The sequence below is a fragment of the Butyrivibrio hungatei NK4A153 genome, from assembly GCF_000424465.1.
GTDB lineage: Bacteria > Bacillota > Clostridia > Lachnospirales > Lachnospiraceae > Butyrivibrio > Butyrivibrio hungatei_A.
In genome coordinates this window covers 1-14,824 of record NZ_KE384194.1, presented here as the reverse complement: position 1 = coordinate 14,824, position 14,824 = coordinate 1, and the positions used below count along the sequence as shown (strand labels likewise).

Annotated in this window: 14 protein-coding genes and 1 pseudogene; 12 read left to right on the top strand and 3 right to left on the bottom strand. The window is 35.7% G+C overall.

Annotation, left to right across the window (positions count from 1 at the left end):
- Together G628_RS18985 and G628_RS17205 are read right to left on the bottom strand one after the other, a co-directional pair.
- Positions 1 to 279: pseudogene (locus G628_RS18985) on the bottom strand (hypothetical protein); the annotation flags it as partial.
- On the bottom strand, positions 266 to 1,126 hold the full coding sequence (locus G628_RS17205) for a DUF3990 domain-containing protein (RefSeq protein ID WP_051199160.1): 861 nt from the start codon (positions 1,124 to 1,126) through the stop codon (positions 266 to 268). The pseudogene G628_RS18985 and the gene G628_RS17205, both read right to left, overlap by 14 nt.
- Before the next feature lie 583 nt (positions 1,127 to 1,709).
- On the opposite strand from G628_RS17205, the gene G628_RS0110825 reads away from it, so the two are divergent.
- The 11 genes from G628_RS0110825 (at position 1,710) to G628_RS0110775 (ending at position 13,251) form a co-directional block, all read left to right on the top strand.
- Positions 1,710 to 2,237: a hypothetical protein gene (locus tag G628_RS0110825; protein ID WP_027209136.1), complete on the top strand. Its 528-nt coding sequence runs from the start codon at positions 1,710 to 1,712 to the stop codon at positions 2,235 to 2,237.
- Positions 2,238 to 2,315: 78 nt separating this feature from the next.
- Positions 2,316 to 3,338: a hypothetical protein gene (locus G628_RS0110820; protein ID WP_027209135.1), complete on the top strand. Its 1,023-nt coding sequence runs from the start codon at positions 2,316 to 2,318 to the stop codon at positions 3,336 to 3,338.
- 131 nt (positions 3,339 to 3,469) lie between these two features.
- Positions 3,470 to 4,477: a hypothetical protein gene (locus G628_RS0110815; RefSeq protein ID WP_027209134.1), complete on the top strand. Its 1,008-nt coding sequence runs from the start codon at positions 3,470 to 3,472 to the stop codon at positions 4,475 to 4,477.
- A 10-nt stretch (positions 4,478 to 4,487) separates the two neighbouring features.
- A complete protein-coding gene (locus tag G628_RS17200) occupies positions 4,488 to 5,063 on the top strand; it encodes a hypothetical protein (RefSeq protein ID WP_051199159.1) in 576 nt (191 codons plus the stop codon).
- Between the two features lie 81 nt (positions 5,064 to 5,144).
- Positions 5,145 to 5,948 (top strand): radical SAM/SPASM domain-containing protein, encoded by an 804-nt coding sequence (locus tag G628_RS0110805; RefSeq protein WP_027209133.1) that lies wholly within the window; start codon positions 5,145 to 5,147, stop codon positions 5,946 to 5,948.
- A 63-nt stretch (positions 5,949 to 6,011) separates the two neighbouring features.
- The gene (locus G628_RS18200) at positions 6,012 to 7,274 is read left to right on the top strand and encodes a glycosyltransferase family 2 protein (protein WP_051199158.1); all 1,263 of its coding nucleotides are present in this window, start codon (positions 6,012 to 6,014) and stop codon (positions 7,272 to 7,274) included.
- Between the two features lie 15 nt (positions 7,275 to 7,289).
- Positions 7,290 to 8,444 carry a glycosyltransferase gene (locus G628_RS0110795; RefSeq protein ID WP_027209132.1) on the top strand — a complete coding sequence of 385 codons (1,155 nt, stop codon included), beginning with the start codon at positions 7,290 to 7,292 and terminating at the stop codon, positions 8,442 to 8,444.
- Position 8,445: 1 nt separating this feature from the next.
- Positions 8,446 to 8,871 (top strand): hypothetical protein, encoded by a 426-nt coding sequence (locus G628_RS17190; protein WP_051199157.1) that lies wholly within the window; start codon positions 8,446 to 8,448, stop codon positions 8,869 to 8,871.
- Positions 8,872 to 8,890: 19 nt separating this feature from the next.
- On the top strand, positions 8,891 to 10,165 hold the full coding sequence (locus tag G628_RS18195) for a glycosyltransferase family 2 protein (protein ID WP_051199156.1): 1,275 nt from the start codon (positions 8,891 to 8,893) through the stop codon (positions 10,163 to 10,165).
- A gap of 30 nt (positions 10,166 to 10,195) precedes the next feature.
- Entirely contained in the window at positions 10,196 to 11,203 is a 1,008-nt protein-coding gene (locus tag G628_RS17180; protein WP_051199155.1) for a stealth family protein, read from the top strand.
- Positions 11,204 to 11,214: 11 nt separating this feature from the next.
- A complete protein-coding gene (locus G628_RS0110775; protein ID WP_027209131.1) occupies positions 11,215 to 13,251 on the top strand; it encodes a hypothetical protein in 2,037 nt (678 codons plus the stop codon).
- Positions 13,252 to 13,324: 73 nt separating this feature from the next.
- Here the strand turns inward: G628_RS0110775 and G628_RS0110770 are convergent, their stop codons facing one another.
- Positions 13,325 to 14,338: a PD-(D/E)XK nuclease family transposase gene (locus tag G628_RS0110770; RefSeq protein WP_027209130.1), complete on the bottom strand. Its 1,014-nt coding sequence runs from the start codon at positions 14,336 to 14,338 to the stop codon at positions 13,325 to 13,327.
- Positions 14,339 to 14,605: 267 nt separating this feature from the next.
- Here G628_RS0110770 and G628_RS17175 point away from each other — a divergent pair.
- Positions 14,606 to 14,824: helix-turn-helix domain-containing protein (locus G628_RS17175; protein ID WP_034500859.1), on the top strand; the 219-nt coding region annotated here is incomplete at its 3' end.

Below are 14,824 nucleotides of genomic sequence, written 5' to 3'. Positions count from 1 at the left end.
TATATATCGATACATATACCCAATCCAGAATAATGCACTTTTTGAATATTTTATTTTCCCATAATCAGTATCACCAAATTGCTCAATAATACTTGCAATTCCTTCGTTTACATCCAATGACAGTAATGCGGGATTATTGGAATCTAACTTATTCAACAATTCGGAATGTAAAAATCTTCTTATAAAAATCCCGGTGGAACAATTTAAATCACTTGATTTTTCAAAAAGCTTTCCCTGGTATTCTGCAAGTAGCAAGCCATTATGGTCAAAGTTTCTCATCAAAAATCTCCTCTATGTATGAGCCGGTTTTAAATTCTCTTTTTGCAAGTTTTAATTTTGTGTCAATTTCAAAGCTGCGTTCAATCAATTGTTTTTTACATTCGTCGCGTTCAGGTGCGCAAAGGTAATATTTTTCTATCGGAATCAGCTTGTTTAAGGCTTTTTCAGTTTTGAAAATATACTGAAATCCAAGCTTTGACGCTGATAATGAATGAAGAGCAACATCAGCGTTTATTTCACCATCAGTAAACTGTGCCATAACGTAGAACATCTTATTATCAGCGATTGGAGCAATAATTACGTCAGCAGTATTTATTTTATCTACGATATGCTTTATCTTTTCGCTATTCGAATAAGGACCAAGTGTTCCGCGATGATAGCAAATGGCGAGCATCCATTCCATAGAACAATCAAATTTGCAAATATCTAGTCCATCAAGGGAACATCTAAATGAATATACAGAGGACTTATCATTTTCAAAAACGAATGACAAAGCTTGATTATAGGTTTCTCCTAAATAGAATCCGTTTCCAAAATCACAATTGTTTCTGGATCCGGTTACAAGGATTTTAGATAATCCTTTTTTGGATCCGTGAAAAAGAACTTTATCATATTTTTCTTTTAGCAATTCCTCTTTTACAGTGTTTATTCTGTAATTATTATTGAATACATATGAATAGAATTTTTCGCAGACACTATCTGTGGTAGTACCATTCTTAACGATTCCGTCAAGCGTTACTCGGGAAATGCCCGTTCTTTTTGATAATTCAATCTTATTGATTTTTTCTGTCTCAATAATAAATGATATGTCTTCTTTTATTTTGTATTCACAATCAATGTTAATCACGTTAATACTCCTTATTTATAACTATGTATATTGTAATCTTAAAAACATATATGTTCAAGATGTACAAACAAGTTTGTGATTATGATGGAATCGTACTTTTCAACCAAATAATTAAAAAACTATAAATTCATACGCAATCATATAAATATCTCCATCACTTTTTCCGATATGTAAATTAGTAAATCCTTTACTGGTGCGAAGAATGAGATGCGACATGGAGGATGTTACAAAAAAAGTAGTATTCTGAGCATTTATTGACGCTTAGACGTTTAGTTTTGTATAATCAGAATACTTTATATGACGAAAAAAGTAAGGACAAAAAGTTCTTTTATGGCCCCGGATTATGAAATAGGAATCCATGACTTGATGGTGATGGCTTGATTAGCAACTTGTCAACGTGAACTATATAGGTTCATAAGATTCAGACTGTTAAGAAGTCAGAAAGTGCGGGTGGTGGCAGAAATAGACTCGCAGAAGAGTATTGAGATTATACATCTCAAATCGTGGGGAAGAGAGCCTCCCTACGTATGATGTAAATGTGGCAAAGCAGAAATGTAAATATTACATTCGGAGGGCTACTAAGGTGGCAAAAGAAGAAAAGATTATGGGTAAAGGAACGAAGGTAGCATTCATCAGTGGCGGCGTGGTGATAGTCGCATTGCTGGTGACTGTAATAATTCTCCTGGTCAAGGGGAACGGCGCAGTAAGAGATGAAGTGAAGCGTAATGTTGTGGTAAACAGTAATAACGCTGAACAGGTCGCAGAACAGCTTATTAATGAGCAGTATGTTGCGCCCGGATATTATAGCACGCAGATGAGCACGACATGGCATTTTGCGACAGGAGATGCTGTATCGGAAGATGCTTATGTAAAAAACGATGCGGGGAATACCAATGATGTATTCTTTGATGTATTTCTTGCAAGCGACGAAAATGAGCCCATTCTGCAATCTCCGGTAATACCGAGAGGATCGGAGATGACTGATATATCCTTAGAAAAAAAATTAGATGCAGGTACATATGATTGCGTTATGGTTTATCACCTTATCGACGAAAATCAGAACACTGTAAGTACGTTGAGAGTAGCCTTTACGATAATCATAGAACAATGATCATGGTAACATATCGTGTCAGGAAGATGCGGTAAAAGTAATAAGCATAACCAGAAAGATATCAAGGAGGTACGAGTTATGTTGAACACAAAGAAAATTTTAGCAGCTGCTCTTGCAGTAACAATGGTATTTGGAAGTAGCATTTCTGCATTTGCGGATGGTCCGGTAACTAGTGGTAATACTGATGGTGCAGGTACATCAGAAGGACATTTGGAAAAGAAAGTTATAAATGTTGATCTTCCTACAATAGCAGAAGGAGCAACTCCGTTTAGTTACACAATGGATCCTGAAAGACTTATTAGTGCGACTAGTGGTGCAAAACATTCAGGTGCAACGTTCCCTGCTGCAGAGGGAGATACAGGCGTATATTTCCTCACTGCTGCCAATACTTATGCTAATAAAAGCAATACACTTACAGTAACTAATAAAAGTAGCTGTGATGTAACACTTTCAGTTAAGGTAAAAACAACAGCATCAGCCGGTGGAAAAGACATTGCACTTGCTGAAAGTAGTACAGTTGCAACAACAGGCGATCCTAATCTTTATCTTGGACTTAAAGTTGGAGATGAGACAACAGTAGTTTCAGCTACAGAACAGACTATTACAGCGAATATAGCAGGTATTCCTGGTAATTTTGAAACGAAGGTTGATAATGGTGCGTATGCTTATGCAGCAAAATCTGATGCAACCGGCTGGAAGACCATTGATATTAGCATGGAAGGCGCAGTAAGTAATCTTCCAATTGCAGCTGATGCTACAGCTCCTACTGTTAATGTAACATGGTCATATGCAGAAGCACCTACAGATGCAGCACCTAGCATTTCTTCAACTGCTGCTACCCAGGCAGCTGCTGGTCAGGATGTGACATTTGCAGTTAATCTTGGTGCTGGTACTTTAGCAGCAACAAGTATTTCGGGAATAACATTTGTAAAGAATGGCGAGACAAGGACGCTTGATGCAGCTAATTATACATTTGCATCTGGAACTTTAACATTCAAGGCAACACATGTAGATGCACTTACAGCTGCCCGTGAGTATACTGTTAAGTTTAATGATTCAGCAAACACGACAGTGAAAGTAACTGTAACGCCTGCTTCATAAGTATTATTTACATATCTGATTAATTTTTAGGGAATATAGCTTAAGCCTATATTCCCTAAAATTATGCTATAGAACCGATAAAAAATATACTATAATTTAGTTGTGGGATTTGGCGAGGAGAGCAGGTGAATATGGAATTAAGCAAAGAGTTTAATGGCAAGAAAATTATATGGTTTATTGAATCTAAGTATAATATATTGATTGGGATGGATGTTGAACAAAAAAGAGTTGTATATATCATAAAGGTTCCAAAAGCGCTTCGGAATAGAGTGGATTCATATGGTATTACTATCAATGATAAAATTCTTTTTTGGTCTGAATATTTTAGTGGTATGGTTATATTTGATATATGTAAGGCTGATTTTAAAATGACTTCATCGAAAGAAAAAAGATGCAATAGGTTAAGGCGTAATTCAGTGTATATCGATGGAAATCTATATATTTTCCCATTGAAAAGAAATGAAAATGTGATTTTATATGATATAGCAAATAATGAATTCAGGCTGGTTAATAAGTCTAAATTGCCAAAATGTATTATGGCGGTATATAGATTTGATGATAATAGTGTGCTCTTAGTCGATGGGAATGAAAGCAGATTAGTTATTTTTAATCCTGTGGCAGATACATGTGTTTACCTGAAGGTTCAAGGGTATGATGGCGGAATGAGAGATGTATGTTTCGATGAACACTATATTTATTGCCTTTCTCTTTTAGGAACATTGATATTTGTTTTTGATAGATATAGTTATGAGTATATTAAGACTATTGCTATAAGCACTGATAATACTAGGGCTTTTCAATGTATAATTGATTGCAATGATTATTTGTTGCTGTTAAAGAGAGACTCAAAGAAATCTTTAATAGTAGACAAGACTACAACAAAATGTGAAGAATTAAGAGATGATATAGTGAATGATGAGTTTGTAAGTGCTGTTAGGATAGACGAAAAGATTTTGTGGATTAGAAAAGATCAATGTATAGATGGAGTAATTGATATGTTCGATATTTCACATAAGATTGGTGAGGAGATTTCGTATTACTGCGATAAAGTCGTGAATATAGTGGTTAATGATGGACAAATTATTGAGGAAAATAGATTATTAACATTAGAAAAATATTTAGAACATATCAGATTATAAAGGGGGACTAATGAACAATAATAATGAAAATGAGTATTATCAAAGAAGAAAAAACCATAAGTATTACAAATATATAAGGTTTTTACTTTCAATGTTGGCGAGAGAAACAGATTCAATTTGTGATGTAGGATCTAATGGAGTTGATGTTATTTCTTTTTTACCATGTAGAGAGATGACAAGTATAGATATTGCCAATCCGTTTTCAAGTGAGAAGGTAAAAGGCATAGTGGGAGATTTTTTGTCATATCCATTGCCCCAATATAATATTATTACTTGTTTTCAAGTACTGGAACATATCAGTGATGAAAAAGTACATGTTTTTGCTGACAGGCTTTTAGAACTTGGCGATATTGCAGTGATATCAGTTCCATTTATGTGGGAAAAAGGATATTGCCTTGAACATGTACAGGATCCGATTGATATAAAAAAGTTTTTGGGGTGGTTCAGCGTACCTCCTGTTTTTACGCATAAGATAATAGAAGAAAATGGGCGTGCGCGTTTAGTAGCAGTTTTTATCAACGCTAATATGACTGAGAAACTGTATGCATTAAGTGATATTGAACCAAGGGATATCTTTTGCATATGATTTTTAATATTGAACTATAGCAGTTGGATTGATTTAGAATGAAACTGTGCTGAGATGGTGATTCATGGGAGAGGAAATATAATGATGAATGCGAGCGGGTATGAAAATGATAAGGCTAAAACATTTATAAAGAATAAAAGAGAGAGGGTTAAAACGAAAGCAGAGTGTTTCCTTAAGGATGATGATTTGTTTCACAATATTACAGAAGTAGCTATAGAGCTTTCGAATTTGTGCAACTATGCATTGATTCATACAAAGTGCCCTGCTAGTAAAGTAAAAGAAAAAGTGATAATGTCTTCACAACTATTTTATAAAATAATAGACGAACTTGCAGAAAGTGGGTTTCAAGGAACTATAGCATTTCATATGTATAATGAGCCTACCATGGATCCTAGGTTGTTTATGCTTATAAAGTATGTAAAGTATAAACTTCCCACCTCTTGCCCCAAGGTATACAGTAATGGCTTTTATTTAAATCAAACAATGGTTGATGAATTATGTGAAATTGGTGTCGGCTTTTTACAAGTAACTGCTTACGGGGATGAAGAATATGAGCGTTTACTTGGGTTAGATGTTAATATCCCTTACAAAATAATTTATGGAGCTTTGGATGATAGACTGGATGGCTATAAATCAAAATGCAATGCAATATTAGAAGAGAGAGTTTGTCATAATTTTTTAACTCAAGTTGCGATAGCATGCAATGGAGATTTGGCAGCATGTTGTTTGGATTATAAACATAGTTATGGATTTGGAAACCTTAGTGAACTGTCTTTGAAAGAGTGCCTGAATAGTAAAAGGGTAAAAGATTTTCAAAAACAGTTACTAAAGGGAGACAGGAATATGTTTGCAATATGTCATAATTGCAAATGGAGCCATAGATAGTAACGATGCATAGATATTTTGGGAGTTGTTAGCGTTTAGTAAATTGGATGAAGGATAGTCGATATGCCTAGTATTAGTGTTATTATTCCGATTTATAATATGGAGAAGTATTTGGCGGAATGCTTGGAGAGTGTATTAAGCCAAAATTTGTCGGATATTGAGATTATTTGTGTAGATGATGGATCCACAGATAACTCTTTATCTATTTTAAGAGAGTATTCTCAAAAGGATAATCGAGTAATAGTTATTTGCCAAAGTAATAAAGGCTCTGGCACTGCAAGAAATGTTGCAATTGAAAAAGCTTGCGGTGAATATTTGGCAATGATGGATCCAGATGATTATTATCCTACTGATAATTGTTTAAGGATGTTGTATGAAGCGGCTATAGAAAATAATGCAGATATTGCTGGTGGAAATAGAGTAGACGTCTATAATGGAAAAAAAGTTCTTTTTAATATAGAACCATTTACAACAAGAGGTTTTTTGTATTATAAGGATGTTCAATTAATGTACGGACATCAAAGGTTTATCTATAAAACATCATTGATTAAAGATAATGGGATAAGATATGCTGACTCAAGAAGATTTCAGGATCAAATATTTATATTAAAGGCAATGACATGTGCTCAGAGATTTTATGCTATACCTAAGAGTGTTTATGAACTAAGAGTTATTAAAAAGGGAAAGAGTTATTTTCCAGAGAAAACGATTGAAGAAATGTTTTCTGCGTTAAAAGAGTGTGTTCAATACGCATATGAAAACAATTATCGGAAATTGTTTGAAAAATATCTTTGGCGTGAACCTGAAGAGTTTTTATCAAGGTATCGGGCATATCCATATAGCGAAAATATAGATACTAAGATATGGGAAATAATTTATAGTATATACGAGATTGAAAAGGCTTGGCTTGGAAAGGTATATGGTGAGGAGTGGACACCAGAACGCGTTGATTTAAAGATAGAGGATGCACAAAATGAGATTCGATTTATTTGTGATACATGTCGGAATGCAAGTGAAGTTGTTATATATGGGGCAGGTAAAGCGGCTGAGATAGCTATAAAAATTCTTGATGAAAGAGCAACTATTTCAAATTTGAAGGGACTGGCTCAAACTATTTGTAATAATGATGAGAAAATCTACGGATTACAACTTAGATCTATTGATTGGTATGCCGAGAATATTCCAGAAGCAACGATTATTATTATGGTTTCTGACAAAAAATCTCAAAAAGAAATGTATAGTAAAGCGTTAAAACTCGGTTTTGATGATGTTGTGATTGTAGCAGCAGACAAGATGCTGTTTTTGAATAAGATGGGATATTGTTGATATGGATGGTTCATTATGAATATTGCAATCATGAGTGAAACATTTGGCCTTGGCGGGGCACAAAGAGCTGCATTATTGCTGGGAGAAAATCTGATGAATGAAGGGCATCGGGTTATATTCTTTGAGATAGTTACGCGGCATAAAGATTTTTTTGAGCCTAAGGCGGAAGTAGTAAAGATAAGGATAGATAAATTTGGAAGTGATGATTTTGTTCCTTATTTGCAGTATTTTAGGCAGGCAATTCGAATAAGAAAAGAAAAATCAAAGCATAAGATTGATGTTTGCATTTCTTTTATGGAATTATGCAATCTTCTTAATGTTATGTCTAGGTATAATGAGAAAGTTATTGTAAGCTGCAGAACGGTTCTTTCGATTAGAAAAGAGCTGAAAGGATTTGAATTTGAAAAAAAGGTAATTCGACACTTTTATAATAAGGCATATATGGTTGTTTCTGTATGTGAAGCAACTAAATCTGATCTTATATCTAATTATGATGTATTAGAAAGGAAAATAAAGGTCATCCCTAATCCTGCTGTGATAAGGAATGCTACTGATATAGATGAGTGGGAGTATGGACAGAAAGCTATTGTCTGTGTAGGCAGACATACGCCGGTCAAGCAATTTGATAGGGTTATTAAAGCATTTAAGTATGTTGCTGAGAGAAGTGATGATGCAAGACTTCTTTTTGTTGGCGACGGAGAAATAAGAGGGTATCTTGAATTTGTTGCTCGTAAGATGGGAGTGGATCAGAAAGTTATTTTTATAGGAGCATCAAATCATGTTGGATATTATCTTTCAAATGCAAGAGCGTTTGTTGCATCTTCATATGTAGAAGGTTTTCCTAATGCAATGGTCGAAGCAATGGCTTACGGTGTACCTGTTATAACTACAGATTCTCCAGGAGGATGTAGGGAAATTGTTGGTCGAAAGAAGGAAAGTGCTACAATTCAATATTGTGAATATGGGATAGTTGTTCCGTATATGGTAGGAAAAGCTAGTAGAAGAATTTTACTTGATGAACATGAAGAAGAACTTGGAAAAGCAATGCTTGGGATATTAGAGGATGATTCTTTATATTTTCATTACAGAAAGAAATCATTTGAAAGAGCCCTGTATTACAGTACGGATAGATTGATGAAAATTTGGAATAGCATTATAGAAAGCGAGTAAAATGATAGGTTTATATAAGTCTTGGAAAAGAGCAAAGTATAAAAATAATAAGATGCAGGATTTTTATTATTTACTTCTTGATTGGTTAAAATTATATCAATCTGGTAAAAGTTTGGAATCATATTTGCTCGGAAGAGGGTATGTAACAGTTGCAATCTATGGAATGAAGGAGTTGGGGATAGCATTATTAGATGAACTAAAAATGAGTAAAATTGAAGTTAAGTATGCAATAGATAGGGATGCAGATAATACTTATGCGGCATTGGAGATATATAAACCAAATGAAAAATTGGAAAATGTAGATGCTATAATTGTTACTGCAGTAAGCTATTTTGACGAAATTAAAATGGCGTTATCCGATAAAATTTCATGTGACATATTATCATTGGATTATATATTGAAAGATGCTTTGAATAATAAGACATGATGAAGGATTGAGGGGGAGTATGGTTTCTGTAATAATGCCTGTTTTTAATACAGCAGACTATCTTGAAGAGGCAATACAAGATATCCTGAATCAGACATATGAGGATTTTGAACTGATATGTGTTGATGATGGATCTACGGATAATTCTATGCAAGTATTGGAAAAGTATGCTTCTTTAGATGATAGAGTTATTGTGCTTAAACAGGAAAATAAAGGGGCGGCGGAAGCAAGGAACAGAGGACTTAGAAGTGCATCCGGCGAATATGTTATTTTTTTGGACTCAGATGACAGATTTGACATGAACCTATTGAAGATTGCATATGAGAATGCTGTTTTGGGCGAAGCAGATGTTTGTGTTTGTAATGCATCATTTTTGACTGGAAAAGGAATAGAGCCATGGGATCAACCGGTAGGAATTCCTAATGGCGCTTTTTGTTTTTTTTCTCTTGGAGATGATGCTTTTTTTAAATGCAGAAAAGTTGCATGGAATAAGCTGATTAAAAGAAAGCTTTTGACAGATAATAATATTTGGTTTCAAAATCTCTCTTCATCAAACGATGTATATTTTAGTTGCAGAGTTTTATGTGCATCTAAAAGGATTATTTATCCCAATACATACGGACTTATTTTGTATAGACAGGATAGAAATGGACAGATAAGTAAGCATGCGAAGCCTCAGAATATATTGAGAGTTGTTGAGAAGTTGATGGCAGACATTGATGAAAGAGATGCGAATATCAATAGGAAAATAATAGAATTAGTGCTACGTGGAAGCTTGGATGAATTGCGTAGAACAAATGAAGCTCATGTAAGAAAAAAGTTTTATTCGGATGTAGTTTCTTTTATTGGGATTAACCAAGAATTGTTCAGCGATTGCAGTAAAATGCAGACGTATTTGAAAGACAAATATCTTTCTTTGCCATTTGAATCAGATTGGTGGGGAACGGATGGGATTCTGAAAATTCAATTAAGTGAAAAAAGAAAAGAACTTGTTGAAGAAATTTCTCAAGGAGAAAGACTTGTTTTGTGGGGGTGTGGCAAGAGAGGAAATGCATTTATTGATTTTTGTTCCGAGCACAAAATAAGAGTATTTGGAGTTACGGATAGAGATATTGAAAAAGCGAAAGAAGCTTTAAAAAATAAAGCGAAAGAAATTGTTGTATTGGATAATGAAGCGGCAATAGATCAAGGTGATTTAATAGTGGCAGGTAATTCAGTGGTTTATAAAATGCTGAATCAAAAATATCCGCAAGTTAGAAGTGTTAATCTTGAAGAGTTTTGCCCGATAATATAGTTTGATGATGCATTTTGCTAGGAGCTTTTAATGATGAACAGTCCGATAGATATAGTCATTCCATGGGTAGATGAAAAAGATCCCGTTTGGCAAAAGAAAAAAAGCGAATATGATCATTCTTGTAATTTTGAAGCATCTAATATGCGTTTTCAAAGTTGGGATAATCTACATCTATGGTTTCGTTCGATAGAGAAATGTATGCCATGGTTTAATCGGATTTTCCTGATTACTTGTGGACAGGTTCCTGATTTTTTGAAAACTGACAATCCGAGGCTTAGGCTTATCAATCATAGAGATTATATTCCGGAAGAATACCTTCCGACTTTCAATTCGAATACAATTGAAATGAATGTTCATAGGATAGAAGAGCTTTCGGAGAATTTTATATTATTTAGTGATGATGTATTTCCACTTGAATTAATTGATGAAGAATACTATTTCAAGAATGACGTGGTATGTGATGAGGCAGTCGAAAATATAATCACAACGACAGCTTTTGGTGCAGTTTCAAGAGCAACAAGATATGCTCAAGTGAATAATATGTTTATCATAAATAAGTATTTTAGGAAACGTGAAGTACAAGAAAAGTATAAAGATAAATGGTTTTGCGAAGATTATGGTGACAGGCTTGAAAGAACCAGAGCTTGCGAATATTGGTATGATTTCCCCGGATTTTACGATCCACACATGGCAAATGCTTTGAAGAAATCTACGCTTGCAAAATTGTGGGAATTAGAATCACAAGTTTTGGATGAAGGTTCGAAAGATAGATTTCGTGGAGCGGCAGATGTTACGCAATATCTAATACGATATTGGCAAATTTGTAGTGGGGATTTTATACCTCGCAGAACGCAAGGAAAAGTCTTTTTTCCTACATTTGACACATATAGAGATGTTATTAAAGCAATTAATGACAGAGCTTATCAGATGATAAGTTTTAATGAAAACTGTACATCTGAAGAATTTGTGATTATGAAAAAAGAAATAAATACAGCATTAGAAAAATTATTTCCGGATAAATGTTCTTTTGAGAAATAGTATGAGGGAATATGGCTGATATTATTGAGAAATATAAAAATAAAAAAATAGCTCTTTATGGTCTTGGTACAGAAACAGAGCGTTTCCTTTCTGAGTATGGAGATTCTCTTTGCATAGTCGGCCTCCTTGATGGCTTCAGAGAAGATGGTGAAATCTACGGCTATCCCATAATCCCAATCTCAGAAGCAGTAGAAAGTGGAGTATCACTTATAATTGTTGTGGCTCGCCCCGGATCGTGCAAGGCGATTGCCAAGAGGGTAGGAACATTCTGCATTGAAAATAATATAGCTCTTTTTGATGTTCGGGGTAAGGATCTTCTTGCGTCAAACGAAGTGTCATATACTTTTTCCGAACTCGAAGAATATAGCAGACAGAGCGTGATGGAAAAGATAGAGAAATCAGACGTGATTAGCTTTGACTTTTTTGAAACTCTGATTGCAAGAATCGAGATGTGCTACACGGATCTTTTTGAATTGATAGATCTGAATCTTAAGGAAAAGGGCATTATCATTCCTGATTTTGCAAGGCTCCGTCTGCATGCCGAAAAGGAGCTGTCAAAAAGTCGTGCGCCGAGATTGGAAGAGATATACGGATTTCTTCTTGAGGCAGCAGGCGTACATTCTGTATCCGCGGGTGAATTGGCGGATTTTGAGTGGATGTTGGATCAAAAAACAATCATTGAGAGAAAAGATGTATGCGGGATTTGCAGAAGTGCGATTTCTGCAGGGAAGACAGTTTGCATTACCTCGGATACTTACTATTCAAAAGAGCAGATAGAGAGTATTATTGGCCGATTTGGACTGAGCGATGTTAGTGAGGTTTTTGCTTCCTGCGAGTATGGAGTGTCGAAGACGCAGGGGCTGTATTCTTTTCTCAAAGAAAGATATCCGGGGAAGAAAATCTTGCATATCGGTGATGATGAAACGACGGATATCGAAAAGGCTTCAGAGTATGGAATAGATACTCTGCGTATATATAATGGTGCTGATCTGTATGATCATTTGGGCGGCTTTGGTTTGGATAATGAGATAAAGAGCTATTCTGACAGAGTTAAAGTCGGAATGCTGATCGCATCGGTTTTTAATAGTCAGTTTTGGTTTGAAGAAGCTTCGCAAAAAGTATCTGTAAAGGATTCGTTCGGGATAGGATATTCCTTCTGTGCGCCGATGATCACTGATTTTGTTTTGTGGATGAAGCGAAGCGCTGAGGAACAGGGCTATAAGCAGCTTTTGTTCTGTGCCAGAGACGGATATCTGCCGGTAAAGCTTTATGAGAAGGTTGCGACGAGTGCTAAGTCTTTTTATTTTCTTTCGTCCAGAACTGCTGCAATCCGCGCGGGGATGGAGAATCCGGAAGATATAGAATATGTGGACAGCATGAAGTATTCCGGATCCGCGGATGAAGCGTTAAAGAGACGATTTGGTATAGATGCTGCGAATGTTTCGTGTGCTGAACGTGAAGAAGAGATACTCAGAAAGTCCAAGATACAGCGCGAGAATTACAAAAAATATATTGAAAAGCTGGATATAGACGAGGGTGCGAGCGGAATGTTTGATTTTGTTGCAAAGGGCACTACTCAGATGTATCTTCAGAAGTTGTTCGCTCAGCATATCAAGGGCTTTTACTTTTTGCAGCTGGAGCCTGAATTTATGGCGGGTAAAGATTTGGATATAGAACCTTTTTATTCTGATGAAGAGAAAAACAGCAGTGCAATATTCGACAATTATTATATTCTGGAAACTATTCTTACGGCGCCGTTTCCGCAGCTTGAGGAATTTGATGAAAGCGGTGAACCTGTATTTGCTAAGGAGACCAGAAGCAAGACAGATATAGAGGTCTTTGAGAAAGCACAGAAGGGAATAATTGAGTATTTTGAGAAGTATATTGAACTTGTGCCTGAGGCTGCAAGAATAGAAAATAAGACGCTTGATGAGAAAATTCTGGCTCTTGTAAATAAAGTTCAGATTGAGGATGAAGATTTTTTGAAGCTCAAGGTGGAAGATCCGTTTTTTGGGAGGATGACGGATATAAGGGATGTGATTGGGTGATGTACGAATAGACGGGAGTAAAAATGATAAAATAAGGGGCTAAATTGAAAAATCAATTCAGCCCTGATGTAACTCACGTATTCCTGTTTTTGTATTTCTCAAGCTCGGCTCGTAGTTGAGCGATTTCTGAGTCCTTGTTAGCAATAGTGGCATCCTTTTCAGAAAGCTTAGCTTTCTGCTCTTTAACCTCTTCTTCAAGTTGATCTATCATATATTTAACTGTATTATCATCCAGAATCTTCAGTTCTTCAGAAAAAAACATAGTCATCATCCTTTCTGTGTTCCGGCATATGCCATAAAGGTCATGGTACATAGACTTGAAATCGGGATGTGTTTCTAACAGTTTTGAGATATATTTAGGTTCGTCACAGCCAAGGAAAGTCAGCCACGCATCCATATCACTTCTAATACCATTATTATGTAGATTTTCAAGGAAAATATCAACGGGAATAAATATAAAGTTTTGGAGCATATTCATCTTTAGGCCTGTATCCGATACAGTAGAAAATTTGTGAACAAAAACATCTTTGTATTCTTTGAATGCAGAAGGAGAGTTTTCAAGAAATACGATGGTGTATACAGGAGCGATATCCTTATATGAGAATTCTTTTTTACGTAGATCCCTGATGCGCTTGTATTGACGCAGCAGAAGATCTGCGGAGTAGCATGAAGCTCTTTCTCCTGTGAAGGCATAGCCAAGTTTTTGCACTTCGATGTTTGCGAGAGTTCCGTCTTCGAGCTCTACTACGATGTCTGTTATTACAAGGGATGATTCATCTCCGATGCGGGTGTTGTCGTTAGTCAGCTGATATTTCACTGTGACTTTTCTTCCAAGTATTGTGCTTAGAAGCGAGGACAGACGCTCAGGAGCATACTCGGGATTGAGAATCTCTTTGAAGTAGCAATCATAAAGCATTTTTACGCCTTTGGAACCTGTGCAGATTGACAGAAACTCATTTTGATGTTTTTCCGGCCAATTGTTGAAGATTGCACGAAGCGTATCATTTGCATTGATTTCTTCAAGTATCTGCTCTTTGGTCTTGATCATTGGAAAAAATTTTGAAAGATTTGTTTGGTTACTTTTCATTTGATACCTCACTTATAGAACTTTTATAGATTTGGCGAATCGCCATAGCGTCGACATAGAATTGTCATTGAAAGACCGCCGACTTGTTCTATGATAGCAGATAAATCTTAAGAAATACCGTCGAAATTTCTTAAGATTTTATGTAGTGTAAACGCTATTATAAAAGTTGACCAGTTTCATCCATATCGCTAGTGAAAAAGTTTACCACCTTGAGTTAAGTCCTTTATGATTTTTAGTGTATGAAAAAATCATGAAGGGAGAAAGGTGATGATAGTCGAAATGGATCTCTACTACCAAATCCGCAGCCGCTATAACGACGGCGAATCCATACGGTCCATTGCCAGAAAGCTGGGTATATCCCGGCAGACCGTTAAAAAGTATTGCAGAGGCGATACGCATCCTGATGAACGGAAACCATATCATCGGGACTCTGAGGTGGTTACTCAGGAAGTGATTGATTTTGCCCGTGCCTGTCTTGAAGAAGAT